This window comes from Rhizomicrobium sp. (assembly GCA_037200045.1).
GTDB lineage: Bacteria > Pseudomonadota > Alphaproteobacteria > Micropepsales > Micropepsaceae > Rhizomicrobium.
Genome location: JBBCHM010000001.1, coordinates 472,777 through 497,291, shown reverse-complemented (window position 1 = coordinate 497,291; position 24,515 = coordinate 472,777). Strand labels below are relative to the sequence as shown.

20 protein-coding genes are annotated in these 24,515 nt (G+C 68.7%); 3 read left to right on the top strand and 17 right to left on the bottom strand.

Translation table 11 applies throughout. The features are described 5' to 3' along the window. Positions 1-72: 72 nt before the first annotated feature. Complete coding sequence (locus tag WDM86_02200; protein MEI9988825.1) at positions 73-1,908, top strand: aminopeptidase P family protein; 1,836 nt, start codon at positions 73-75, stop codon at positions 1,906-1,908. Positions 1,909-1,915: 7 nt separating this feature from the next. Beyond that, the gene (locus tag WDM86_02195; protein MEI9988824.1) at positions 1,916-2,923 is read left to right on the top strand and encodes an alpha/beta hydrolase-fold protein; all 1,008 of its coding nucleotides are present in this window, start codon (positions 1,916-1,918) and stop codon (positions 2,921-2,923) included. A 155-nt stretch (positions 2,924-3,078) separates the two neighbouring features. On the opposite strand, the gene ligA is transcribed toward WDM86_02195, so the two are convergent. The 4 genes from ligA to lpxC all read right to left on the bottom strand — a co-directional run bounded on the left by ligA (position 3,079) and on the right by lpxC (position 8,809). Further along, positions 3,079-5,250, bottom strand: a complete 2,172-nt coding sequence (gene ligA / locus WDM86_02190) for an NAD-dependent DNA ligase LigA (GenBank protein MEI9988823.1) — start codon at positions 5,248-5,250, stop codon at positions 3,079-3,081. Further along, the gene (locus WDM86_02185; GenBank protein MEI9988822.1) at positions 5,247-6,935 is read right to left on the bottom strand and encodes a DNA repair protein RecN; all 1,689 of its coding nucleotides are present in this window, start codon (positions 6,933-6,935) and stop codon (positions 5,247-5,249) included. The genes ligA and WDM86_02185 overlap by 4 nt, the downstream gene beginning before the upstream one ends. A 10-nt stretch (positions 6,936-6,945) precedes the next feature. Further along, positions 6,946-7,818: an outer membrane protein assembly factor BamD gene (locus WDM86_02180; GenBank protein ID MEI9988821.1), complete on the bottom strand. Its 873-nt coding sequence runs from the start codon at positions 7,816-7,818 to the stop codon at positions 6,946-6,948. 133 nt (positions 7,819-7,951) lie between these two features. Then, positions 7,952-8,809, bottom strand: coding sequence for a UDP-3-O-acyl-N-acetylglucosamine deacetylase (gene lpxC, locus WDM86_02175; protein ID MEI9988820.1), 858 nt, complete (start codon positions 8,807-8,809; stop codon positions 7,952-7,954). A 151-nt stretch (positions 8,810-8,960) separates the two neighbouring features. Between lpxC and WDM86_02170 the strand changes: the two genes are divergently transcribed. Continuing rightward, complete coding sequence (locus tag WDM86_02170) at positions 8,961-9,125, top strand: hypothetical protein (protein MEI9988819.1); 165 nt, start codon at positions 8,961-8,963, stop codon at positions 9,123-9,125. On the opposite strand, the gene WDM86_02165 is transcribed toward WDM86_02170, so the two are convergent. From WDM86_02165 to WDM86_02105, 13 genes are all read right to left on the bottom strand, one after another. Continuing rightward, on the bottom strand, positions 9,115-9,513 hold the full coding sequence (locus tag WDM86_02165) for an MmcQ/YjbR family DNA-binding protein (GenBank protein ID MEI9988818.1): 399 nt from the start codon (positions 9,511-9,513) through the stop codon (positions 9,115-9,117). The two genes, WDM86_02170 and WDM86_02165, sit on opposite strands and share 11 nt — an antisense overlap. 362 nt (positions 9,514-9,875) lie before the next feature. Next, positions 9,876-11,414 carry a cell division protein FtsZ gene (gene ftsZ, locus WDM86_02160; GenBank protein MEI9988817.1) on the bottom strand — a complete coding sequence of 513 codons (1,539 nt, stop codon included), beginning with the start codon at positions 11,412-11,414 and terminating at the stop codon, positions 9,876-9,878. A 78-nt stretch (positions 11,415-11,492) separates the two neighbouring features. Next, positions 11,493-12,737, bottom strand: coding sequence for a cell division protein FtsA (gene ftsA / locus WDM86_02155; GenBank protein MEI9988816.1), 1,245 nt, complete (start codon positions 12,735-12,737; stop codon positions 11,493-11,495). A 35-nt stretch (positions 12,738-12,772) separates the two neighbouring features. Beyond that, complete coding sequence (locus tag WDM86_02150; protein ID MEI9988815.1) at positions 12,773-13,699, bottom strand: FtsQ-type POTRA domain-containing protein; 927 nt, start codon at positions 13,697-13,699, stop codon at positions 12,773-12,775. Then, the gene (locus tag WDM86_02145) at positions 13,696-14,622 is read right to left on the bottom strand and encodes a D-alanine--D-alanine ligase (GenBank protein MEI9988814.1); all 927 of its coding nucleotides are present in this window, start codon (positions 14,620-14,622) and stop codon (positions 13,696-13,698) included. The genes WDM86_02150 and WDM86_02145 overlap by 4 nt, the downstream gene beginning before the upstream one ends. Further along, complete coding sequence (gene murB / locus WDM86_02140) at positions 14,619-15,515, bottom strand: UDP-N-acetylmuramate dehydrogenase (GenBank protein ID MEI9988813.1); 897 nt, start codon at positions 15,513-15,515, stop codon at positions 14,619-14,621. The genes WDM86_02145 and murB overlap by 4 nt, the downstream gene beginning before the upstream one ends. Positions 15,516-15,517: 2 nt before the next feature. Then, a complete protein-coding gene (gene murC, locus WDM86_02135; GenBank protein MEI9988812.1) occupies positions 15,518-16,945 on the bottom strand; it encodes a UDP-N-acetylmuramate--L-alanine ligase in 1,428 nt (475 codons plus the stop codon). Beyond that, a complete protein-coding gene (gene murG, locus WDM86_02130) occupies positions 16,942-18,033 on the bottom strand; it encodes an undecaprenyldiphospho-muramoylpentapeptide beta-N-acetylglucosaminyltransferase (protein ID MEI9988811.1) in 1,092 nt (363 codons plus the stop codon). The genes murC and murG overlap by 4 nt, the downstream gene beginning before the upstream one ends. Next, positions 18,030-19,178, bottom strand: coding sequence for a putative peptidoglycan glycosyltransferase FtsW (locus tag WDM86_02125; GenBank protein ID MEI9988810.1), 1,149 nt, complete (start codon positions 19,176-19,178; stop codon positions 18,030-18,032). The genes murG and WDM86_02125 overlap by 4 nt, the downstream gene beginning before the upstream one ends. Beyond that, positions 19,175-20,593, bottom strand: a complete 1,419-nt coding sequence (gene murD, locus WDM86_02120; protein ID MEI9988809.1) for a UDP-N-acetylmuramoyl-L-alanine--D-glutamate ligase — start codon at positions 20,591-20,593, stop codon at positions 19,175-19,177. Before murD ends, WDM86_02125 begins: the two co-directional genes overlap by 4 nt. A 3-nt stretch (positions 20,594-20,596) precedes the next feature. Further along, positions 20,597-21,688, bottom strand: coding sequence for a phospho-N-acetylmuramoyl-pentapeptide-transferase (gene mraY / locus WDM86_02115; GenBank protein ID MEI9988808.1), 1,092 nt, complete (start codon positions 21,686-21,688; stop codon positions 20,597-20,599). A gap of 3 nt (positions 21,689-21,691) precedes the next feature. Further along, positions 21,692-23,065 (bottom strand): UDP-N-acetylmuramoylalanyl-D-glutamyl-2,6-diaminopimelate--D-alanyl-D-alanine ligase, encoded by a 1,374-nt coding sequence (locus tag WDM86_02110; GenBank protein ID MEI9988807.1) that lies wholly within the window; start codon positions 23,063-23,065, stop codon positions 21,692-21,694. Then, positions 23,062-24,501 carry a UDP-N-acetylmuramoyl-L-alanyl-D-glutamate--2,6-diaminopimelate ligase gene (locus WDM86_02105; protein ID MEI9988806.1) on the bottom strand — a complete coding sequence of 480 codons (1,440 nt, stop codon included), beginning with the start codon at positions 24,499-24,501 and terminating at the stop codon, positions 23,062-23,064. The genes WDM86_02110 and WDM86_02105 overlap by 4 nt, the downstream gene beginning before the upstream one ends. Positions 24,502-24,515 lie beyond the last annotated feature (14 nt).

Genomic DNA, 24,515 nt, shown 5'->3' with positions numbered 1-24,515 from the left:
ACACCGTCGTCGATCGTGCTTATGGATGGCCGCCACGGGGGCGGCCATGACGATGCGAGAAAAGTGACAGCCATGGACAAGACCGGACCCTTCCAGACTTACGAGAACGAAACCGACGCCGCGACCGTCGCGCCGCGCCTCGCCGCCCTGCGCGCCGAGCTGAAGCGCCGCGGGCTCGACGGCTTTGTCGTGCCGCGCGCCGACGCGCATCAGGGCGAATACGTCCCCAAGCGCGACGAGCGCCTCGCCTGGCTGACCGCCTTCACCGGCTCGGCCGGCGCCGCCGTCGCGCTGACGGACAAGGCCGCCGTGTTCGTCGACGGCCGCTATACGCTGCAGATCCGCCAGCAGACCGACACCTCGCTGTTCGAGCCGCGCGACCTCGTCGAGGAAGGTCCCGCCGCCTGGATCGCCGCCAACCTGCCGAAGGGCGCCAAGCTCGGCTACGACCCGTGGCTGCACACCGCCGCCGCGGTGCAGGCCCTGCGCGCCGCCGCCGAGAAGGCGGGCGGCACGCTGGTCGCGGTCCAGACCAACCCGATCGACGCGGTGTGGACCGACCAGCCGGAGGCGCCGACCGCCAAGGCGACGATCCAGGACCTGAACCTCGCCGGCGAGGCGGCCGAGGCCAAGCGCCTGCGCATCGCCGAGGACGTGAAGGCGCTCGGCGCCGACGCGGCGGTGATCACCCTGCCGGATTCGATCTGCTGGCTGCTCAACATCCGCGGCGGCGACGTGCCTCACACGCCCTTCGCGCTCAGCTTCGCGATCCAGAACGCCGACGGCTCGACCGACCTGTTCATGGACGCGCGCAAATCCTCGCCCGAGCTGGAGAAGCATCTGGGCAATGCCGTGCGCCTGCGTCCGCCGGCGGAATTCGCGCCGGCGCTCGACGCGCTCAAGGGCAAGACGGTGGCGGCCGATCCGACGACGGCGTCGGCGGCGATCTTCGACCGGCTGAAGGCGGCGGGCGCGCATATCCGCTCCGCCCCCGATCCGGTGCAATTGCCGAAGGCGTGCAAGAACCCGGTGGAAATCGAAGGCACGCGGCGGGCCCATATCCGCGACGGCGCCGCGCTGTCGAACTTCCTCGCCTGGCTGGCGCGCGAGGCGCCGGACGGGCACCTGACCGAGATCGATGCGTCCAAGGCGCTGGAGGGCTATCGCGCCCGCACCGGCTCGCTGCGCGATCTGTCGTTCGATTCGATCTCCGGCGCCGGCTCGAACGGCGCGGTGGTGCATTACCGCGTCACGCAATCGACCAACCGGCCGATCCGGCGCGGCGAGATCTTCCTGATCGATTCCGGCGGGCAATATCCCGACGGCACCACCGACGTGACGCGCACCGTGATCGTGGGCGCGGCCACGGCGGAGATGAAGGACCGCTTCACCCGCGTGCTGAAGGGCCATATCGCGCTGGCGACCGCGCGGTTCCCGGTGGGCACGCCGGGGGCTGCGCTCGACGCCTTCGCGCGGCGGGCGCTGTGGGACGCGGGGCTCGATTACGACCACGGCACCGGCCATGGCGTCGGCAGCTTCCTGTCGGTGCATGAGGGGCCGCAGAACATCTCCAAGCGCTACACCGTCACCCAGGCGCTGATGCCGGGGATGATCTGCTCGAACGAGCCGGGCTATTACAAGACCGGCGAATACGGCATCCGGATCGAGAACCTGGTCGTGGTGAGCGCGGCGGCGCCGGTGCCCGGCGGCGATCCGCGGCGCAAGTTCCTGAATTTCGAGACCATCACGCTGGCGCCGATCGACCTGGACCTGGTCGCGCCCGATCTTCTGTCCACGGAGGAACGGGCCTGGCTCAACGCCTATCACGCGCGCGTGCTCCTGACGGTGGGGCCGCTGGTGGACGAAGAGACGCGGCCCTGGCTGGAGAACGCGACACGGGCTATTTGAGGACGACATGCGCAAAGACCCTTCGACCCCCGCCGGCACCATCCATCGCCTGCATCTCGACAGCGCGGTGCTGAAGACCAACCTGCTGGGCGATCCGACGCTGCGCGAGATCGACGTCTATGTGCCGCACGGCCATGACGGGCGCGGGCTGCCGCTGCTGGTCGACGTCGTCGGCTTCACGGCGGGCGGGCCGGTGCACGTCAACTGGAAGAATTTCGGCGAGAACGTGCCCGAGCGGCTCGACCGGCTGATCGCGAGCGGCGCGATGCCGCCCGTCGCGGTCGCCTTTCCGGACTGCTTCACCAAGCTGGGCGGCAACCAGTATGTGAACTCGGTCGCGATGGGCCGGTGGGACGATTTCCTGCGCGACGAGGCGGTGCCGTTCGTCGAGGCCAGGTTCGGCTGCGGCGGGCCGGGCAAGCGCGGCATCTTCGGCAAGTCGAGCGGCGGTTACGGCGCGATGGTGCACGCCCTGCTGCATCCCGATTTCTGGTCGGCGGCGGCGGTGCATTCGGGCGACATGGGCATGGAGCTCATGTATCGCCACGAATTCGTGCCGGTGCTGCGGGCGCTGGCCAAGAATCCCGACATCAAGAAATGGGTCGACGATTTCTGGGCGGCGCCGAAGCCGAAGGACAGCGACGTCAATATCATCATGATCCTGGCGCAGGCCGCGAGCTTCGATCCTGATCCAGGCGCGCCTTACGGCGTGCGCCTGCCGGTGACGCTCGACACCTGCGAGATCATCCCGGAGCGCTGGGCCAACTGGCTGAAATGGGATCCGCTGACGCTGGTGGAGGAACATGGGGCGGGCATGAAGCGGCTGAAGGCGCTGTACATCGATTGCGGCGATGTCGATCAGTACAATCTGGTCTATGGCGCGCGGCGGATGCACAAGCGGCTGACCGCGATGGACGTGCCGCACATCTACGAGGAATTCCCGGACAACCACAACGCGGTGGATTACCGGATGGATGTGAGCCTGCCCGTGCTGGCGAAGGCGCTCTCAACTTAATCGGTGTCATGGTCCGCGAATGCGGGCCACCCAGTTGAGTTTTGAACGCCGGAAGTAGTTTCGGGAGATCGTCTCGCCAAAATTATAAGCTGATTGCTACTTTCACCTGGGTGGCCCGCATTCGCGGGCCATGACAGTTGTGTGGTGGCGGCGGCTTATAGCCCCTCGATCATCTTGAGCCAGGCGTCTTCGTCGATGACCTGCACGCCGTGTTTCTGGGCTTCGGTGAGCTTGGAGCCGGCGCCGGGGCCGGCGACGACGAGGTCGGTTTTCGCGGAGACGGAGCCCGAGACCTTGGCACCCAGGGATTCCGCCCGCGCCTTGGCTTCCTGGCGCGTCATCTTTTCGAGCGTGCCGGTGAACACCACCGTCTTGCCGGCGACCGGCGAGCCTTCGATCTTGCGCGCTTCCAGCGGCACGACCGTCACTTCCTTCAGGAGGTGATCGACCACCTTCCTGTTGTGCGGCTCGTCGAAGAAATCCTTGATCGCCTGGGCCAGCACCTCGCCGATGCCCTGGATCTCGTCCAGCTCGGCGACGGCGCCCTCGCCTTCCATCGCGGTGACGAAGGCTTCGATGCTCGGATAGTTGCGGGCGATCAGCCGCGCGTTCGTCTCGCCGACATGGCGGATGCCGAGCGCGTTCAGGAAACGATCCATCGCGATCGTCCGCCGTGCGTCGATCGCGGCGACGAGATTTTCGACCAGCTTGCTCTCTTCGTCGGCTTCCTTCTTGCCCGCCTTGACGTCTTCCTTGCCTTCCTTGGCGCGGCGCTCGGCGGAAAGTTCGGCGCGGCGTTCGGCCAGCGCGCGGTTGAGCACGTCCGGCTTTTTCGCCAGGCGGAAGATGTCGGCGGGTTCCTTCAGCAAACCCTTTTCAAAAAGCGTTTCGATATAGACGCCGCCGAAGCCCTCGATGTCGAAGGCCTGGCGCGAGACAAAATGACGGAGGCGCTCCACGGCTTGCGCCGGGCAGATCAAGCCGCCGGTGCAGCGGCGGTCGACGTCTTCCTTGCCGGTCTTCTCGTCCACCTCGCGCACCGCGTGGCTGCCGCAAGCCGGGCATTTGTGGGGGAATTCGTAGGGCTTGGCGCCGCGCTTGCGCTTTTCGAGGACCACGCGCACGACCTGCGGGATCACGTCGCCGGCGCGCTGGATGACCACCGTGTCGCCGATGCGCACGTCGAGCCGGGCGATCTCGTCCTCGTTGTGCAGCGTGGCGTTCTGCACGACGACGCCGCCGACCGTGATCGGCTTCAGCCGCGCCACCGGCGCCAGCTTGCCGGTGCGGCCGACCTGGATGTCGATGCCTTCGAGGATGGTCTCGGCCTGCTCGGCGGGGAATTTGTGGGCGATGGCCCAGCGCGGCGAGCGCGACACGAAGCCCAGCCGTTCCTGCAAATCGAGCCGGTCGACCTTGTAGACCACGCCGTCGATGTCGTAGCCGAGCGCGGCGCGCTTCTCCTCGATGGTGCGATAGAAGTTCAGCACCGCGTCGACGGTCTCGACGCGCCGGGTCAGATGGTTGGTCTTGAAGCCGTAGCCCTCGAACGCCTTCAGCATGCCCCATTGGGTGTCGGCGGGCAGCTCGCTGAACTCGCCCCAGGCATAGGCGAAGAAATTGAGCGCGCGCGACGCGGTGATGGCGGGATCGAGCTGGCGCACCGAGCCGGCGGCCGAATTGCGCGGATTGGCGTAGGTCGGCTTGCCCTCCTTCTCCTGGCGCTTGTTCAGCGCGGCGAATTCGCGGTGGCTCATATAGACCTCGCCGCGCACCTCGATCACCTTCGGCGCCTTGCCGTGCAGGCGCAGCGGGATGTCCTGGATGGTGCGCAGATTGGCGGTGATGTCCTCGCCTTCGGTGCCGTCGCCGCGCGTCGCGCCCTGCACGAAGAGGCCGTTCTCGTAGCGCAGCGAGGCGGAGAGCCCGTCGATCTTCGGCTCGGCGGTGAAGGCCAGCGGATCGTCCTCCTTCAGGCCGAGGAAGCGGCGGACGCGCACCGCGAAATCGTGGACATCCTCGTCGCTGAAGGCGTTATCGAGCGACAGCATCGGCTTGGCGTGGACGACCTTGGCGAATTTCGCCGAGACGGCGGCGCCGACGCGGTGCGACGGCGAGTCCGCGCGCACCAGCAGGGGAAAACGCTTCTCGATCTCGTCGTTGCGGCGGCGCAGCGCGTCGTAATCGGCGTCGGAGATCGTCGGCGCGTCCTCGGCGTGATAGCGCCGGTCGTTCTCGGCGATCTCTTGCGCGAGGCGGTCGAGTTCCTTCCCGGCTTCGGTCGCGGTGAGCTTGTCGACCGGCTTTTTCGCGCGGCCCCCGCTCATGCGCGCTTGCGCTTCTTCGGCGGCGGGGTGCGGGCCTCGTCAAGCAGGCGGCGGGCGGCGGCGCGGGCTTCTTCGGTGACGGTCGCGCCGGACAGCATCCGCGCCACCTCTTCGAGCCGCGCCGCGTCGTCCAGCAGCGTCACCCTGGTCTTGTCGCCCGAGCGGGTGATGCGGAAATGGCGTTCGGCGCGCGCGGCCACCTGCGGGGCGTGCGTCACGAGAAGAACCTGCGTGGTCTGGGCCAGGCGCTGCAGCCGCTCGCCGACCGCGTCGGCGACCGCGCCGCCGACGCCGCGATCGACCTCGTCGAACACCAGCGCCGCCGGCGGCGTCGCTTCGGCCAGTGCGACCTTCAGCGCCAAGGAGAAACGGGCGAGTTCGCCGCCCGACGCGATCTTCGCCAGCGAACCGAAGGCGGCGCCTTCGACGGTGGCGACTTCGAGGGCGACGCGTTCCAGGCCGCCGGCGCCGGCGGTATCTTCGCCGAGCGGTTCCAGCGCGACGCGGAATTTGGCGTGGCCGAGCTTGAGCGGCGCCAGCTCGCCGGCCACCGCGGTTTCGAGTCGGCGCGCCGCCTCGCTGCGCGACTTCGAAAGCCGCTTCGCCGCCGCCAGGAACGCGGCGCGGTGCGCCGCCAATTGCGCCTCGGCCTCCTTCAGCCGGCCGCCGCCGAGCGAGAGCGTGTCGCGCTTGAAGCGGAAATCGGCGGCGGTCCTGGCCAGCGCATCGGTCGACACGCCATACTTCCGCGCGGCGGCGCGCAAATCGTGGATGCGGTCTTCGACTTTTTCGAGTTGGCCGGGCTCGATGTCGAGGCGGCTTTGCAGGGCTTCGAGTTCGCGCCGCGCGTCTTCCACCGCGTTGTAGGCCTGGTCGAGCGCCGATTCGGCGGACGCGGCGGCCTTGCGCGCTTCCTCGTTCATCCGCGACAGGCGCTTCAGCGCGCCGGAGATCGCGTTCGCCGCGCCGCGGTCGCCGGCCAGCAGGTCGGCGGCGGCGTTCACATCCTCGGCGATGCGGGTCGCGTTCATCAGAAGCGCGCGTTCGGAGGCGAGGCGCGATTCCTCGCTTTCTTCCGGCGCCAGCGCGGTCAGCTCGTCGGCGGCGTGGCGGATGAAATCGGCGTCGGCGGCCGCCGTCGCGGCTTCCGCCTTCAGATCGGCCAGCGCCTTGCGGGCGCCATCGAAGGCGGCGAAGGCGAGCGCCGTCTCGCGCAGCAGCGCGTCGTGGCCGGCAAAGCCGTCGAGCAGGCCGCGATGGGTCGCGATGTCGAACAGGCCGCGGTCGTCGGCCTGGCCGTGGACTTCCAGGAGCGCCGCGCCAACATCGCGGAGCAGCGCCACGCCGACCGGCTCGTCATTGACGAAGGCGCGGGTGCGGCCGTCCTGCGACAGCGTGCGGCGCAGCACGATCTCGGTCTCGGCCGGAATGGCCTGCTCGGCGAGGAGGGCGAAGGCGGGATTGGATTTGGGCGGCTCGAACACCGCGGTGGCGGAGCCCTGCGCCGCGCCGGGGCGCACACCGGCCCGTCCGCCGCCGCGCCCGCCGGCGGCCAGGCCCAGGGCATCGAGCAGGATGGATTTGCCGGCGCCGGTCTCGCCGGTGAGCACGTTGAGGCCCGGCGCGAATTCCAGCGCCGCCGTTTCGATCAGAACGATGTCCCGCACGGTGAGCGCCGCGAGCATCGCCGCCCTTTCAGAGAATCCGCCCGAAAGTCTTGCTCAACCACGAGCGGTCGTCCACCTGCGGTTTCATGCCGTGTTCGGTCAGGAGCTTGTAGGCGTCCTGGTACCACGGGCTGCCCGGATAATTGGCGCCCAGCACCGCGGCGGCGTTCTGGGCCTCGTTGTAGATGCCGAGCGCGTAATAGGCCTCGGTCAGCCGCTCCAGCGCCTCGGCGATCTGCGAGGTCTTCTGGTACTGCTCGACCACCGAGCGGAAGCGGTTGATGGCGCCGATATAATCCTGCTGGCGCAGGTAGTAGCGGCCGACCGCCATCTCCTTGCCGGCGAGATGGTCGAGCGTCAGGTCGATCTTCAGCGTGGCGTCGCGGGCATATTCGGTGTCGGGAAAGCGCTGGACGACATCCTGCAGCGCGGTCAGCGCGTCCTCGGTGTTGGACTGGTCGCGGCCGACATCGACGATCTGCTCGTAGAGCGAAACCGCCTTCAGGTAGAAGGCATAGCCGACTTCCTTGCTGCCGGGATGAAGCTGGATATAGCCGTCGGCGGCGGCGATCGCGTCGGTGTAGTGGTTGGCCTTGTAGGAGCAATAGGCCGACATCAGCATCGCGCGGCGGGCCCAGATCGAATAGGGATGCTGGCGCTCCACCTCGTCGAACTGCTTGGCGGCGCCGACGTAATCCTCCTGGTTGATCTTCTTCCAGGCGTCGGCATAGATCTGGTCGACCGGGCGGTCGACATATTCGGCCGGCTTGTCCGCGTCGCGCGCCCCGCCCTGGCCGAACAGGTTGCTGAGCGACTCGCAGCCGGCGAGGCCGAAGCCGGCCACCAGGATGACCGCCGCCAGGCGTGCCGCGCGGGAAGGGTTCACAAATCCAAGCGCCATGAAGCGTTCCGTGCCTGTCTGTTTTTCGTGTGGGGCCAAGCCCTTATGCCATCCCCCCGGCCGCCGGGTAAAGCCGCTTCGCGGGGCAGCGTTAAGGGGCTGAACGGGCGCTTATAACACGGGCCGGGGCGGCTCAATCTAAATCGATTGTCACGTAATTGGCGGGGTCCGCGAACAGGGCGCGGAGCACGGCATTGTTGGTTCCATGGCCGGATTTGACCCCCTCGAACCGGGCGATCAGCGGCGCGCCGGCCAGCGCCATGTCGCCGATGGCGTCGAGGAGCTTGTGGCGCACGAACTCGTCGGGGAAGCGCATCAGGTCCTTGTTCAGCACCTCGTCGCCCTGGATGGCGAGGGTGTTTTCGAGCGAGGCGCCGTGGCCGCGGTCGATGCTTTTGAGGTAATCCAGCTCGTGGACGAAGCCGAAGGTGCGGGCCGGCGCGATCTCGCGCGCGAAGGCCTCGCGGGTGAGCGCCACGCGGTAGAACTGCTTGCCGATGGCCTTGGTGTTGGAATAGTCGAGCGCGTAGGAATAATCCGGCGCGTCCGAGGGGCTGAGCGTGACGCGGGCGTCCTTGATCGCGACTTCGACCGGCCGCGTCACCTTGATCGCGGTCTTCGCGCCGGCCTGTTGCCTGGTGCCCGCCCGGTCGAGCAGCGTCAGATAGCCGAGCGCGTCGCCGTCCAGGATCGGCGGCTCGCCGCCGTCGAGCGTGACCAGGAGGTCGTCGATCCCGGCGCCGGCGACGGCGGCCATCAGATGCTCGATGACGCCGACCTTCACCCCGTTCGCGGCGATCACGGTGCCCAGATTGGTCTCGGCGACGGCGTCGTAGCGGGCGGGAACCTCGGCGTTGTCCCGGTCGGAGCGGCGGAAGACGACGCCACGGCCGGCGGGCGCCGGCGACAGCGTCATGCGGACCTTGGCGCCGCTGTGCAGGGCGATGCCTTCGGCCGAGATTTCGCCGGCCAGCGTGGTGCGGGTGCTCATGGGGGCAATATAGAGGCTTCGCGGTCAAATAAAATGCGCCGGATCGCGGCCGGTTCATGGTCAACAAAAGGTTGAGAGGAACGCACACGGAATTTCGCGCGTTCACATCCAGATGGGACGCCATGACACATCGAGGGCCGGAGAGCTTCGCGTGCTCGCGGAGAAGCTGCGCCGCCGCGCCCGCGAGATGAAGCTGCCGAACTATATCGAGATGATGGAGCGGGCGGCGCGCGACCTGGACGACGAGGCGCGCAGCCTCGAGGAAGCCAGCCAGCAGCGGCCCACGCTGGGACGGCATCTGAACATCATTGTCTAGCCGCGAGCTGGGCCTTCTGCCTGGCGGTGAGGCCGGCGCACACCAGATCGTAGGACTGCTTCGCCAGCCGCGCGACGTCCTTCGCCGGGACATCGGAATCGAGCGCGACGGCGATCCAGTGGCGCGGGTCGAGGTGGGAGCGGTGGCCGATGCCTTCGTACTTTTCGCGCAGCAGGGGCACGAAATCGGGATCGGCTTTCAGCATCACGAATTCGTCGGCGCGGACCGAGAGGATCGCGAAAGTCTTGTTCATCACCTTGTAGATGAGGACAAGCGGCGTGGTCCCGCGCGACGCGGCCATCGGGCTGGCGACCGCGCCGGGGAAGGCGTCGAGGCGGGCTTTCAGCGCGGCGGTTTTCTTGGCGAGGGTGGGAAAGGTCAGCGGCATGGCGGGAGCGTAAAGCGCTTCTCGACTCGAAGGAAATCAACAACCGCGTCGTCATCGCCCGCACATGCGGGCGATCCAATTTGGAAGCGAGAAAAACGGATTGCCCGCACAGGCTTGGCGACAGCGTGGGCCGGGCATTGACGGCCTGCAACCAAATGTCATCCGCCGCGAATGCGGCGGACCCAGCTGAAACCCGCGTCGCTGGTGCAAACGTCAACTGGGTCCGCCGCATTCGCGGCGGATGACAATCTTTTTTGTGGTCGCTGGATGCCCGCCTGCGCGGGCAGGACAGTGGGGAGGAAAACGAAAAGAGCCCCGCCATACGGCAGGGCTCTTTCATGTTTCAAATCAAAAAATGCGCCTCAGTTCGACTGGCGCCTCAAGAACGCCGGGATCTCGAACTGTTCGTCGCGCTTGTGGTCGGGGAAGAGGTCGTCGGCCAGGGTCGAGGGCTTGGGCGGCTCGGCGGCCGGCGGACGGGCGATCGGCTGCGCCGTCGCGCGCGGCGCCGGGCGCTGCTGCACCGGCTCGATGCGCGGCTCGTCCTTCTTCTTCGCCCGTCCCAGGAAGCCCCAGCCGCGGCGCTCCTCCGTCTTGGGCGCCGGCTGCGCCGGACGCATCGGCTCGACCCGCTGGATCGGGGGCGCGATGTTGCGCAGCGCGGCCGGCATCGGCGGGATGTCGTCGTCCTCGGCGACGACCGGCGCGTCGGCGCCGCCGAGGATCATCTCCTCGGCCGGAGACGGCACGCGCGCCGGCATCTGGGCGCCGAGCTCGTCGGCCAGCGCCTCATGCTGGCGGTGCACCGCGTTGGTGACGCCCATCGCGACGGCGGGACGCAGCGGCTCAACTTTCGACTCGGGCCGCGCCGGCTCGCCCTTCACCACCATCGGCTTGATGCCGGGACGGATCGGCTGGACCTTGGGCTCCGGCATGCGCAGCTGCTCGGCATCGATGCCGGTCGCCACCACGCTGACGCGGATGCGGCCCTCCATGTTGTCGAGGATGGTGTTGCCGAAGATGATGTTGGCGTCGGGATCGACCTCGGCGCGGATGCGGTTGGCCGCCTGCTCGACCTCGAACAGCATCAGGTCGGGGCCGCCGGTGATGTTGATGAGCACGCCGCGGGCGCCCTTCATCGACACGTCGTCGAGCAAGGGGTTGGAGATCGCCATGTCGGCGGCCTTGGCGGCGCGGTCCTCGCCCTCCGCCTCGCCGGTGCCCATCATCGCCTTGCCCATCTCGGTGATCACCGACTTGATGTCGGCGAAGTCGAGGTTGATCAAGCCCGGCATCACGATCAGGTCGGTGACGCCGCGCACGCCGGCATGCAGCACCTCGTCCGCCATGGCGAAGGCCTGGGCGAAGGTGGTGCGGTCGTTGGCGACGCGGAACAGATTTTGATTGGGAATTACAATAAGCGTGTGGACGTATTGCTGAAGCTCGACGATGCCGCGCTCGGCGGCACGCATGCGCTTGTCGCCCTCGAAGGCGAAGGGCTTGGTGACGACGCCGACGGTCAGGATGCCCATCTCGCGCACCGCGCGGGCGATGACGGGGGCCGCGCCGGTGCCGGTGCCGCCGCCCATGCCGGCGGTGATGAACACCATGTGGGAGCCGGCGAGCTCCTCCATGACCCTATCGAGCGTGTCCTCGGCGCAGGTCTTGCCGACATCGGGCATCGCGCCGGCGCCATGGCCCTGCTCGCCGAGCTGGATGCGCCGCTCCGCCTTGGACTGCGCCAGCGCCTGGGCGTCGGTGTTCGCCACGACGAATTCGACGCCTTCGAGCTTGGCGGCGATCATGTTGTTGACCGCGTTGCCGCCGGCGCCGCCGACGCCGAGCACGGTGATTCGGGGACGCAACACCGTCAGTTCGGGTGCCTTGAGGTTGATCGCCATACTTATTCTCCTTGGCCTTTTTCCTTCATCACCATGTCACCCACGCAAGCCCAACCGATTCGTGTTGTTATTGTTGAATCACTCGAACAGCCCACCGGTCAACCGTGCGAGCCAACCTTTGCCTTGTCCCGACGGCTCTTCGCGGCCGATTTCGGGGTTGAGAACCTCGGGCGGGAACGTCGCGCCGGCCATCAGAAGGCCGATCGCGGTGGCGTAGTCGGGGCCGGCCGACGCGGCCGGCAGGCCCGGGAAGCTTTGCGGGCGGCCGATGCGCACCTGCTTGTTTAAAACGCGGCCGGCGAGCTCGCGCACGCCGGCGAGCTGGCAGGCGCCGCCGGTGAGCACGGCGCGGCGGCCCGCCGCCACGTCGAAGCCGCTCGCGCGCAGCCGCGACTGGACGAGGCCGAAAATCTCCTCCAGCCGGGCCTGGATGATGCGGGTGAGCATGGAGCGCGGCACGCGGATGGAAGCGTCCTCGCCCTCCTCGCCCATCTGGGCGAGCGGGATCACGTCGGCGCCGGCCTCCATGTCGCCCAGGGCGGCGCCGTATAAGGTCTTGGCGCGCTCGGCGGCCGAGATCGGCGCGGCGAGCATGCGGGCGAGGTCGGTGGTGACCTGCTGGCCGCCCATCGGCACGACATCGGCATGCACGAGATGGCCCTCGAGGAACACCGCGATGGAGGTGACGCCGCCGCCCATGTCGATGACGGTGACGCCGAGCTGCTTCTCGTCGTCGGTCAGGGTGGCGAGGCCGCTGGCATAGGGCGCGAACTGGGTGCCGACGACGTTGAGATGGCAGCGCTCGACCGCGAGCTTGAGGTTGTTGAGCGGCGACGGCTTGACCGCGACGGCGTGCATGGCGACGCCGATGCGCTGGCAGAACATGCCGAGCGGGTTCCTGACGCCGCGCGCTTCGTCCACCACATAAGTCGTCGGGGCGCTCTGGATCAGCTCATGGCCTTCGGCGACGCAGCGCGAGCGGCCGTCCTGCAACAAGGCGCGCAGATGGGCGTCGGTGACGAGCGCGCCGTCCAGCGCCATGGCGGCCCGGCTGGTGACGCTGACCGGCTGGCCGCAATTGACCGAGATGATGACGTTCTGGATGCGCAGATCGGCGTGGTTCTCGGCGGCGGCGACGGCGTCGCGGATGGATTCCTCGGCATGCTCCATGCCGACCACGGTGCCGGCGCGGATGCCCTGGCTCTCGCGCAAAGCGGCGCCGACGACGCGCAGGCTGCCCGGCTCGGCGCGGCCGATCAGGCACACCGTCTTCGACGAGCCGACATCGAGGACGGCGACAAGCCCCGAGCGGTAGGCTGGCATCTCGTTCCCCGTTCGCAGTTTCACGGTCTCACCCATCAGGCGGCGCTCCCCCTCGTCTCGTTCTTCTTCTCGCCGCTCTTGAGCACGAAGAAGTATTGCGTCGGCGAGCGCAGATCGATTTCGATCAAGTCGCGCTCCAGAATTCCCTTGTCGATGATGAGATGTTCGAGCGCGTCGAGCTCTTTGGGCCAGGCCAACTCGGGAAGCTTGACGACAACGCCGTCGTCGAGGATCAGGTTCCAGCGCCGCTCGGAGACGCGCTGATAGGCGCGGATGCGGGCGAAGATCGCGCGATGCTGCGAGACCGCGTCCACGATGTCGGAGGCGGCCGAGCCGCCGGCGCCGGCCAGGAGCGGCAGGCCGCGGAACTGCTCGATGCCGTCGGTGGTGATGAGGCCGCCGTCGCGCTCGACCACCCAGAGCTTGCCGTCGCCGTCCTGCCAAAGCGCGAAGGGCAGCTTCTCGACGATGCGGACCGAGATGTCGTCGGGATAGCGGCGGCGGACATCGGCGTCGGCGACCCAATCGAGCTTCTTGAGCTTCAGCCGCGCGGTCGCGATGTCGGCGCCGAAGATCGACTGGCCGGGCGCGAAGCCGAGCGCGGCGACGATCTGCTCGCCCGGCGTGCGGGCATTGCCGGTGATGTGGACCTGGGAAATGCCGAAGCCGGCGTCGTCGATGGTCGCGGCGGTGGCGGTGTCGACGGCGGCGAAGGCGCGGCCGACAGTGCCGCCGATGAACAGCGCGCCGACGAAGGCCAGCGCCAGCAGGACGGCGGCGAGCGTCAGCATCGGGCGGCGGAAGGCGACGAAACCGGTGAAGGCGCGCCAAGCGCGGGCGACGGCGCCGGGCTTCTTGCGGCGGCCGAACGGCTTGGCCGGTGCCGGCGCGGCGCGGCTGGCGCGCGCGGAACCGCGGCCGGCCTTGGGGCGCGGCTGCGCGGGCTTGCGGTCGATCTTCACCTGTCGCAAGACGCGTCCTCCACGATCCAGCGGCAGAGCTTGGGATAGGTCAGGCCGTTGTAAGCGGCCTGTTCGGGCACCAGCGAGGTCGGCGTCATGCCGGGCTGGGTGTTGGTCTCCAGCAGCACCAGGCGGTGCTTGCCCTTGATCGTGTCGTCGTAGCGGATGTCGGTGCGCGACACGCCGCGGCAGCCCAGCGCCGCATGGGCGCGCTCGGCCAGCGCGAGGGCTTCCTTGGCGACCGTATCGGGGACCTTGGCGGGCAGGACGTGGAGCGAGCCGCCCTCGGCATATTTCGCCTCGAAATCGTAGAATTCGAGAGCGGTCGTGATCTCGGTGACGCCCAGCGCCTTGCCGCCCATCACCGCGACGGTGAGTTCGCGGCCGGGGACGAATTCCTCGACCATCATCTCGCTGGAGAGGGTCCAGGTGTCGCTGCCGAGCGCTTCCGGCGGGCGGTTGTCGCCCTTGCGGATAATGAAGACGCCGACGGAGGAGCCTTCGTTGACCGGCTTGACCACATAGGGCGGCTCCATCAGGTGCCGCGCGGCGGCCTCACGGCGGTCGACCACGATGGAGTTCACCACCGGCAGGCCGGCGGCACGGTAGACATCCTTGGTGCGCTGCTTGTGCATGGCAAGCGCGGAGGCGAGCACGCCCGAATGGGTGTAGGGGATGCCGTAAAGCTCCAGCAGGCCCTGGACCGTGCCGTCCTCGCCGAAGCGGCCGTGCAGCGCGTTGAACACCGCGTCGGGACGGGCGTCGAGAAGCTGGCGCGCCAGATCCTCGCCGGGATCGATTTCGACCACGTCGAAGCCTTCCTCGCGCAAGGCGGCGGCGCAGCCCTTGCCGGACGACAGGCTGACGGGGCGTTCGGCGGAACGCCCGCCGAGCAGGACGGCCACTCTCTTATAAGCGCTCATGCGACGCCCACCCGCTTGATTTCCCATTCCAGTTCGACGCCGGTCTTCTCCTTGACCCGGGCGCGGACCTCTTCGCCCAGCGCCTCGATATCGGCGGCGGTCGCGTCGCCGGTGTTGATCAGGAAGTTGCAATGCATCGGGCTGACCTGCGCGGGGCCGCGCATCAGGCCGCGGCAGCCGGCCTCGTCGATCAGCTTCCAGGCGTTCTTGCCGGGCGGGTTCTTGAAGGTCGAGCCGCCGGTCCGGGTCTTCACCGGCTGCGAGGCTTCGCGGTCGGCGAGCAGCTTGTCCATGCGGGCGCGCACGGCGGCGGGATCGTCCGGCGTGCCGGCGAAGACGGCGGAGACGAAGATCAGATCGTCGGGCGCGGCGGTGTGGCGATAGGTGAAGCCCATCTCGGCGGGCGTAAGCGTGATGAGATTGCCCTTGGCGTCGATGGCGGTGGCCTCGACCAGGATGTCCTTGATCTCGCGGCCGTAGCAGCCGGCGTTCATGCGCAGCGCGCCGCCGACCGTGCCGGGGATGCCGCGCAGGAATTCGAGGCCGGCGATGCCGGCGTCGGCGGCGGTCCTGGCGACATTGGCGTCGAGCGCGGCGGCGCCGGCGGTGAGGCGCGTGCCTTCGACCGTGACCTTGCCCATCGTGCCGGGCAGTCGCACGACCACGCCGGGGATGCCGCCGTCGCGGATCAGCAAATTCGAGCCGACGCCGATCACGCTGACGCGGGTGTCGGCGGGCTTGGCGGCGAGGAAGGTCGCGAGGTCGTCGGCATCGGCGGGGCGGAACAGGATTTCCGCCGGGCCGCCGGCGCGGAACCAGACGAGGTCCTTCAGCGGCGCGCCCATCGTGTAGGTGCCGCGCACGGGCGGAAGCGCGTCGCAGGGGCGGGTCATCTTCACGGCCTCCCCTTCAACGCGGTTTCGAGATTGTGCGCCCAGGCCGTGATCGAGCCGGCGCCGAGGAAGACGATGGCGCCGTCGGCGAAATCCTTTTCCAGGGTCGCGAGCATCGCCGGCAGGTCGGCCTCGCCGTCGATCACGCGGACGTCGCGATGGCCGTGGGCGCGCAGGGCCTCGGCGTAGCTGTCGCGGCTGATGCCTTCGATCGGCTGTTCGCCGGCGGCGTAGATCGGCGCGACGATGGCGACGTCCGCGTCGTTGAGGCATTTGGCGAACTGCTCGAAGGTGTCGCGCAGGCGGGTGTAGCGGTGCGGCTGGACGATGGCGATCACCGGCCCGGTATAGGCCTGGCGCGCGGCCTTGAGCGCGGCGGCGATCTTGAAGGGATTGTGGGCGTAGTCGTCGATGATCGCGGCGCCGTGCCATTCGCCGACCTTGGTGAAGCGGCGGCCGACGCCGCCGAATTTCGCCAGCGCGGTGCGGATCGTGTCGTCGGAGACGCCGAGTTCGCGCGCCACGGTGATCGCCGCCAGCGCGTTCTGGACGTTGTGCTCGCCGGGCATCGGCAGGCACATGTCCTCAAGGCGAATCTGCGCGTTCTTGCGGCGGTCGGTGATGACCACTTCGAAATGCGACACGCCCTTGGCGAAGCGGACGCCGGTGGCGCGGATATCGGCCTGCGGGCTGAAGCCATAGGTGATGAGGCGGCGGTCCTCGATGCGGCCGACCATGGCCTGGACCTCGGGATGGTCGAGGCAGAGCACGGCGAAGCCGTAGAACGGGATGTTCTCGACGAAGCGCTGGAAGGCCTCGCGCATGCGGTCGAAGGTGCCGTAGAAGTCCAGATGGTCCGGGTCGGCGTTGGTGACGACCGCGACGGTGGCCGGCAGCTTGAGGAAGGTGCCGTCGCTCTCGTCGGCCTCGACCACGACCCATTCGCCGGCGCCGAGCCGCGCATTGGTGCCATAGGCGTTGATGATGCCGCCATTGACCACCGTGGGATCGAGCCCGCCGGCGTCGAGCAGCGCGGCGATCATCGTCGTGGTCGTGGTCTTGCCGTTGGTGCCGGCGACGGCGACGCAGGAGCGCAGGCGCATGATCTCGGCCAGCATCTCGGCGCGGCGCACCAGCGGCAGGCTTTGGGCGCGGGCGGCGTCGAACTCCGGATTGCCGGGCTTGACGGCGGAGGAATAGACGACGGCGTGGGCGTCCGCCAGGTTCGCCGGATCGTGGCCGAGCATCACGGGGATGCCCATCTTCTTGAGGCGCCTGACATTGGCGTTGTCGGCCACGTCGCTGCCTTGAACCTTGTAGCCGAGATTGTGCATGATCTCGGCGATGCCGCTCATGCCGATGCCGCCGATGCCGATGAAATGGATGGTGCCGACGTCGAGCGGCACGCGGGTGTGCACGGGCGCGGTCATGCGGCCCTCGCGATCTTGAGCACCGCGTCGGCGAAGCGCTGCGTGCCGTCGGCCTTGGCGATGGCGCGCGCCGACGCGGCGCGTTTGGCTAGGTCGCCGGGCGATGCGAACGCCGCCGTCAGCATCTCCGCGAGCTTCTTCGGCGAGAGTTCGGATTGGCGCACGCGCCAGCCGCCGCCGGCTTTCGCCAGCGCGTCGGCGTTCGGGGTCTGGTTGTCGTCCAGCGCATGCGGCAGCGGCACCAGGATGGCGGGGCGGCCGATCACGGCGAGCTCGCTCACCGTGCCGGCGCCGGAGCGGCAGATAACAAGGTGTGTGGCGGCCATGCGCTGGGGCAGATCGCCGAAGAACGGCGCCAGTTCGGCTTTCACGCCGGCTTTGGCGTAGATCGCCTTCACGCCTTCGAGATCTTCGGGGCGGCATTGCTGCACGATGTCGAGACGGGCGCGGAGCGCATCGGGCAACAGCGCGACGGCGGCGGGAACGATCTCGCTGAAGACGCGGGCGCCCTGGCTGCCGCCGAACACGAGAAGCTTCAGCGGGCCGGCGGCGCTCGGTGTGTCGTAGGGCGCGCCGGCCAGCGCCACGACTTCGGGGCGCAGCGTGTTGCCGGTGTAGACGACCTTGCGCATGTCCTTGGGCAGGAAGCGCACCAGCGGGAAGTTCGCCGCGATCAGGTTCACGCTGTTCATGACGAGGCGATTGGCGCGGCCCATCAGGGCGTCGGGTGTGAGGATCGCGGTCGGGATCCGCGTGACGATGGCGGCGAGCATCACCGGCACGCTGGGATAGCCGCCGAAGCCGACGACGGCGGCGGGCCTCAGGCGCGCCAGCTTGATCAGCGACATCACGATGCCGCCGACGATCTCGAACGGCGAGGCCATCAGGCCGAGGATCGAGCGGTCGGAGAAGGCGGCGGAGGGCACGGTCTCGATCCGCGCGCCGGGAAAGGCGGTCGCGTAGTTCTTGAAGCGGGCATCGGTCATCACGACGATGGAATTGCCGCGCTTCTGCAGTTCGCCGGCCAGCGCCTGTGCCGGGAAGAGATGGCCGCCGGTGCCGCCGGCCGAGAGCACGATCAGGCTCATGCGCGCGCCCCGAACAGTTCGAGCAGCGAGGGATCGCGGGTGGGAAGCTGCGGCCGCTGGCGCGTCACGGCGAGCGCGAAGCCCATGGTCAGCGCCACCGCGAACAGCGAGGAGCCGCCATAGGAAATGAACGGCAGGGTCATGCCCTTGGCGGGCAACAGGCTGACCGCCACACCCATGTTGATGAAAGCCTGGAGCGCGGTGACGGTGGCGAGCGCTGCACCGGCGAGCTGGGAGAAGCGGTCGCGCTGGTCGGCGGCGCGCAGCAACAGGCGCACGGTCAACAGGCAGAACAGGATGGCGATGACGCCGCACAGGATGAGGCCGAACTCCTCGCCGGCGACGGCGAAGACGAAGTCGGAGTGCGCCTCGGGCAGGCGGTATTTCACCGTGCCGGCGCCGGGGCCGACACCGGTGAGGCCGCCATGCGCGAACGCCTTCAGCGCCAGGCCGGTCTGGTAGCCGGTATCGGTCGGATTGAGGAACTGGTCGATGCGGTGATGGACGTGCGGGAACAGCAGATAGGCGACAAGGCCGAGCACCACGCCGCCGCCGGCCAGGCCGCCCATCCATTTCAGCGGCGCGCCGGAGAAGAACAACAGCGTCGCCCACAGCGCGATCAGAAGCGTCGTCTGGCCGACATCGGGCTGCTTGAGCAGGATGGCGATGGCGGGAAGGATCAGCAGCAGGGTGATGACCGGCTTGGGCAGCGCCATGGTCTGGCGGTCCGCCAGGATCGCGGCGGCGAGCACCGCGAAGCCGGGCTTGAGGAACTCCGACGGCTGCAGCGAGAAGAAGCCGAACTCGATGGAGCGCTTGGCGCCCAGCACTTCGCTGCCGATGACCAGCACCAGGGCCGTGGCGATCAGCGCCACGGCGAAGGTGATGGCGGCGGCGATCTTGACCTGCTGCAGCGACAGCAGCGAGGCGCCGCCGAGGATCGCGAAGGCGACGACGGCGAACAGGATCTGCTTGGCGGTGTAGCGGAAATCGCCGGCGGTCAGCGGCCCGCCGGTCGCGGCCGGGCTGGCGGCGAAGGCGAGCATCAATCCGATGGTGATGAGCATCAGCATCAGGACGAGCGCGGTGCGGTCGATGGTCCACCACCAGGTGGCGTAGGAGCTGCGGTCGGCGCGGCTGTTCATGACGCCTCCCGGACGGGATGGGCGCGCAGGTCGGCGACCAGGGCGCGGAAGACATCGCCGCGCTGCTCGAAATCCCGGAACTGGTCGAACGAGGCGCAGGCCGGCGACAGCAGCACGACCGGCGAGGGCAGCGCCGACCCAGCGGCGGCGGACGCGGCGGCGCGGGTCGCGGCCTCCAGCGTGCCGGAGATTTCGTAAGCCACCTTGCCGTCCAGCGTGGCGGCGAAGGCCGGCGCGGCGTCGCCGATCAGGAAGGCTTTGCGGATGCGCGGGAAGAAGGGTGCGAGGCTTTCGATGCCGCCCGCCTTCGCCTTGCCGCCGGCGATCCAGAAGATGTCGGGGTAGCAGGCGAGCGCGCGGGCCGCCGCGTCGGCATTGGTCGCCTTGGAATCGTTGACGAAGCGCACCGCGCCGATGCGGCCGACCTCTTCCATCCGGTGCGCCAGGCCGGGGAAGTCGCCGATGGCCTGGGCGATGGCGCGGCTGTCCCTGGCATAGGGCTTGGTCGCGGCATAGGCGAGCGCGGCGTTCTGCCAATTGTGGGCGCCGGGCAGATGCGTCGCGGATGCGAGGTCCATGACTTTCGTCGCGCGCTGGCCCTGCGCGTCGTAGAGCGCGCCATCGACCACGAAGACGCCGCGGCCCAGCACCTTGCCGACCGAGACCGGCACGGCGGGCGGGCCGCCATTCGAGGCGTGGCGGGTGAAGATCGCCGAGGTGTAAGGGTCGTCGACGCCGATCACGATCTGGCCGGCCTTGGAGGTCTGCTTCAGGAGGCGCGCCTTCACCGCGGCGTAGTGCTCGAAGCTGCCATGGCGGTCGATGTGGTCGGGCGTGATGTTGGAAAGCACGCTGACATCCGGCACCAGGCCCGGCGCGAGATCGATCTGGTAGGACGACAGCTCCAGCACATAGATCGTCTTGGGGCCCGGCGGTTCGAGGTCAAGCACCGCCTTGCCGATATTGCCGCCGACCTGCACGTCGTAACCGGCGGCGGCGAGGATGTGGCCGATCAGGGCGGTGGTGGTGGACTTGCCGTTGGTGCCGGTGATCGCGATGACCGGGCTGCGGCCGGGCACGGCGGGATCGGCCGCCATCTCGCGCGCGAACAGCTCCATGTCGCCGATCACTTCGACGGCGGCGGCGCGGGCGCGCTCGACGATGGCATGGGGCTTGGGATGGGTCAGCGGCACGCCGGGCGACAGCACCAGCGCCTGCAGCCTGTCCCATGCCCAACTGGCGATGGGCACGACGACCGCGCCGAGGCCCTCGGCCTCACGCCGCGCGTCCTCCCGGTCGTCCCAGGCAAAGACATGCGCGCCGCCGGCCTTGAGCGACGCGATCGACGCCATGCCGCTGCGCGCCAGCCCGAAGACGCCGACATCCTTGTGCTTGAAGGCGCGCGCCGCGATCATCGCCTACCGCAGCTTCAAGGTTGCGAGGCCGACCAAAGCGAGCACCACCGCGACGATCCAGAAACGGATGACGATGGTGGGCTCCTTCCAGCCGAGCTGTTCGTAATGGTGGTGGATCGGCGCCATGCGGAAGACGCGCTTGCCGGTCAGCCTGAACGAGATGACCTGGACGATCACCGAGACGGTCTCGAACACGAAAAGCCCGCCGACGATGGCGAGCACGATCTCGTGCTTGACGGCGACGGCGACGGCACCGAGCGCGCCGCCGAGCGGCAGCGAACCGGTGTCGCCCATGAACACCATGGCGGGCGGCGCGTTGTACCAGAGGAAACCGAGGCCGGCGCCGACCAGGGCGGCGAGGAAGACGGCAAGTTCGCCGGTGCCGGCGACGTAGATCAATTCGAGGTATTTGGCGAAGTTCACATTGCCGACGAGATAGGCGATCAGGATGAAGGTCGACGCCGCGATCATCACCGGCACGATGGCGAGGCCGTCGAGGCCGTCGGTGAAGTTCACCGCATTGGCGGCGCCGGCGATCACGATGCCGCCGACCACGACGAAGCCGATGCCGAACGGGATGACGAAAGACTTGAAGAACGGCACCGCCAGCGTGCCCTGCAGCGGCGTCTCCTCGAGATGCATCAGCGCCCAGGTGGCGATGAAGGCGACGCCGAACTCGACGGCGAGGCGGACATAGCCGCTGACGCCGCCGGAAGTGCGCTTGGTGACCTTCTGGTAGTCGTCGGCGAAGCCGAGCGCGCCATAGGCGACGGTGACGAAGAGGACGATCCAGACATATTCGTTGGCGAGATTGGCCCAGAGCAGCGTGGCGATCACCCAGGGCAGGAGGATCAGGAGGCCGCCCATGGTCGGCGTGCCGGCTTTCTCCACGATGTGGCGCTGCGGCCCGTCGGCGCGGATCGGCTGGCCCTTGCCCTGTTTCGCCTTCAGCCAGCGGATCAGCGAACCGTTGACGATGAAGGCGAAGATCAGCGCCGTGATCACCGCGCCGCCGGAGCGGAAGGTGAGATATTTGAACAGCCGGAAGAAGGCGAGCTGGTCGGTGTGGGTGAGCAGCGAGAGATAATACAGCATCGGTTACGCAACCCTCGCTTTCAACGCATCGATGACGACGGCCATCTTGCTGCCGAGCGACCCCTTCACCAGCACGACGTCGCCGGCGCGCAGCGCCGCGGCCAGTGGCGCGACGAGCTCGGCGGAGGTCGCGGCCCAGGCGCCGCGGCGCGCGGCGGGCAGGATGTCCCACAGCGCCTTCATCTGCGTCCCGCAGAGGAAGACGAGATCGGCCTTCGCCGCTTCGACGGGCGCGGCGAGGCCGGCGTGGTGCGCGGCGCCGTCCGGACCCATCTCCAGCATGTCGCCGAGCACGGCGATGCGGCGGCCTTTCGCGGCGCCCAATAGCGCGAGCGCGGCGGCCATCGAGGCGGTGTTGGCGTTGTAGCTTTCGTCGATCACGTCGATGCCGGCGGCGGAGAAGCGCGCCCCCCTGCCCTTCAGCGCCGCAAAGCCCTTGAGCGCGGCGGCGGCATTGAGGACGTCGCCGTCGAGCAGCGCGACGGCGAGCAGCGCGGCCACCGCGTTGCCGGCGATGTGCTTGCCGGGCGCACCGATGCGGAATTCGACCGGCGTGCCGAGGATGTCGGCCTTCACGCTCGCGCCCTCGGCGGTTTCGGAATAGTCGAGCAGGCGCGCGTCGCTGCCGGGTTTTTCGCCGAAGGCGAGAACCCGCGCGACATGGGCCTGGCGGGCGCGGGCTTTCAGGCGGTCGGCATAGGGACTGTCGGCGGGGAGGATCGCGGCGCCGCCGGGGGCGAGGCCCTCGAAGATCTCGGACTTGGCGTCGGCGATGGCGTCGCAATTGCCGAAGAATTCCAGATGCGCCGGCGCGATGGTGGTGACGAGCGCGACATGCGGCTGCACGAAGCTCACGAGATTGCGGATCTCGCCGAAATGATTCATGCCGATCTCGAACACGCCGTACTGCGCGCCGCGCGGCAACGAAGCGAGGCTGAGCGGCACGCCCCAATGGTTGTTGTAGGACGCGGCCGAGCAATGCGTGGCGCCGAGCGCGCCGAGGGCGAGGCGCAGAAGCTCCTTCGTCGTGGTCTTGCCGGCGCTGCCGGTGACGCCGACGATCTTGGCTGAACTGCGGGCGCGGGCGGCGCGGGCGAGGTCTTCGAGGCCGCGCTGGGTGTGCGCCACGGTGAGCAGCGCCGAGCCGGGTGCAAGGCCCGCCGGCTCGCGGCTGACCAGGGCGGCGCCGGCCTTGGCTTCGAATGCCGCCTTCACGAAATCATGGCCGTCGCGGTTGTCGCCCTTCAGCGCGACGAAGAGATCGCCGGGCTGAAGCGTGCGCGTGTCGATGGAGAGGCCGTTCACTTCGAATGGTTTTCCAGGAATGGCAAGCGTCGCGCCTTGCGCTTCTTCGGAGGTCCAGAGCGGCATGGTCATGCGGCGCGCCCTCCGAGCGAGAGGGCGGCGGCGATGGCGACGGCGCGGTCGGAGAACGGAAGCACCTGCGTGCCGACGATCTGGCCGGTCTCATGGCCCTTACCGGCGATGACGAGGATGTCGCCGGCACCGAGCGCGGCGATGCCTTCGCGGATGGCGGTGGCGCGGTCGCCGATCTCGCGCGCGCCCGGCGCGCCGGCGAGGGCTTCCTTGCGGATCGTGGCCGCGTCTTCGGTGCGGGGGTTGTCGTCGGTGACGATGACGGCGTCGGCATTGCGCGTCGCGGCTTCGCCCATCAGCGGGCGCTTGCCCTTGTCGCGGTCGCCGCCGCAGCCGAACACGACATGCAGCCTGCCCGTGACATGCGGGCGGATCGCGGCGAGCACCTTCTCCAGCGAATCCGGGGTGTGGGCGTAGTCGATATAGATCGGCGCGCCGGACGCGGCGACGGCGACCTTCTCCAGGCGCCCAGGGGCGCCTTTGAGATGTTCGAGCGCGGCGAAGACTTTCGCCGGATCGTCGCCCAGGCCGATCACCAGCGCGGCGGCGACGAGGGCGTTGGATGCCTGGAAGCTGCCGGCCAGCGGCAGCGAAACCGTGTAATCGTGGCCGTCGTGGCGCAGCGTCAGCGTCTGTCCGTCGAGGCGGCCTTCGCGCGACAGCATCCGAATGGCTTCGCCATGTTCGCCGACCGCCATGATCGCGAGGCCGCGCTTGCGCGCCGCGGCGATGAAGCGGTCGGCATATTCGGCGTCGGCGTTGACCACGGCCAGCGCGTCGTCGCGCGCGACCTCGGTGAACAGGCGCAGCTTGGCGTGGAGATAGTTCTCGACCGAACCGTGATAATCAAAATGGTCGCGGCTCAGATTCGTGAAGGCGCAGGCGGCGATCTCGACGCCATCCAGGCGGAACTGGTCGAGGCCGTGGCTGGAGGCTTCCAGCGCCAGATGGTCGATGCCGTCCTTCTTCAATTGCGCCAAGAGGCGATGGATCTCGATCGGGTCGGGCGTGGTGTGCTTCAGCGGAATCTCGCCCTTGGGCGTGACGACGCCGACCGTGCCGAGGCTGGCGGCCGGCTTGCCGAGCGCGGTCCAGATCTCGCGCACGAAGGCGACGATGGAGGACTTGCCCTTGGTGCCGGTGACGGCGGCGACGATCCTGGGCTGGGCGCCGAAGAAGCGCGCGGCGGTCCTGGCAAGGCCGAGGCGCGGATTGTCGTCGGAGATAAAGCGCACGCCGAGCGCGGCGGCGGCCGGGGCGACATCGGGGCGGCCGAGCACGGCGATCGCGCCCCGCGCCACGGCGTCCTTCACGAAGGCCGCGCCGTCGGCCTTGGTGCCGGGCAGCGCCGCGAACAAATAACCGGGCTTGACCTCGCGGCTGTCGCTCGCAAGCCCGGTGTATTCTCCGGCGATGGAATCCGGGGGCGCCTTCATGGCGTCCATACCCA

Excerpts from the sequence above, each read along its gene's own strand:
- WDM86_02200 (MEI9988825.1), top strand. The coding sequence starts at position 73 with ATGGACAAGACCGGACCCTTCCAGACTTACGAGAACGAAACCGACGCC.
- WDM86_02195 (MEI9988824.1), top strand. The coding sequence starts at position 1,916 with ATGCGCAAAGACCCTTCGACCCCCGCCGGCACCATCCATCGCCTGCAT.
- ligA (MEI9988823.1), bottom strand. The coding sequence starts at position 5,250 with ATGAGCGGGGGCCGCGCGAAAAAGCCGGTCGACAAGCTCACCGCGACC.
- WDM86_02185 (MEI9988822.1), bottom strand. The coding sequence starts at position 6,935 with ATGCTCGCGGCGCTCACCGTGCGGGACATCGTTCTGATCGAAACGGCG.
- WDM86_02180 (MEI9988821.1), bottom strand. The coding sequence starts at position 7,818 with ATGGCGCTTGGATTTGTGAACCCTTCCCGCGCGGCACGCCTGGCGGCG.
- lpxC (MEI9988820.1), bottom strand. The coding sequence starts at position 8,809 with ATGAGCACCCGCACCACGCTGGCCGGCGAAATCTCGGCCGAAGGCATC.
- WDM86_02165 (MEI9988818.1), bottom strand. The coding sequence starts at position 9,513 with ATGCCGCTGACCTTTCCCACCCTCGCCAAGAAAACCGCCGCGCTGAAA.
- ftsZ (MEI9988817.1), bottom strand. The coding sequence starts at position 11,414 with ATGGCGATCAACCTCAAGGCACCCGAACTGACGGTGTTGCGTCCCCGA.
- ftsA (MEI9988816.1), bottom strand. The coding sequence starts at position 12,737 with ATGCCAGCCTACCGCTCGGGGCTTGTCGCCGTCCTCGATGTCGGCTCG.
- WDM86_02145 (MEI9988814.1), bottom strand. The coding sequence starts at position 14,622 with ATGAGCGCTTATAAGAGAGTGGCCGTCCTGCTCGGCGGGCGTTCCGCC.
- murB (MEI9988813.1), bottom strand. The coding sequence starts at position 15,515 with ATGACCCGCCCCTGCGACGCGCTTCCGCCCGTGCGCGGCACCTACACG.
- murC (MEI9988812.1), bottom strand. The coding sequence starts at position 16,945 with ATGACCGCGCCCGTGCACACCCGCGTGCCGCTCGACGTCGGCACCATC.
- murG (MEI9988811.1), bottom strand. The coding sequence starts at position 18,033 with ATGAGCCTGATCGTGCTCTCGGCCGGCGGCACCGGCGGCCATCTCTTC.
- WDM86_02125 (MEI9988810.1), bottom strand. The coding sequence starts at position 19,178 with ATGAACAGCCGCGCCGACCGCAGCTCCTACGCCACCTGGTGGTGGACC.
- murD (MEI9988809.1), bottom strand. The coding sequence starts at position 20,593 with ATGATCGCGGCGCGCGCCTTCAAGCACAAGGATGTCGGCGTCTTCGGG.
- mraY (MEI9988808.1), bottom strand. The coding sequence starts at position 21,688 with ATGCTGTATTATCTCTCGCTGCTCACCCACACCGACCAGCTCGCCTTC.
- WDM86_02110 (MEI9988807.1), bottom strand. The coding sequence starts at position 23,065 with ATGACCATGCCGCTCTGGACCTCCGAAGAAGCGCAAGGCGCGACGCTT.
- WDM86_02105 (MEI9988806.1), bottom strand. The coding sequence starts at position 24,501 with ATGAAGGCGCCCCCGGATTCCATCGCCGGAGAATACACCGGGCTTGCG.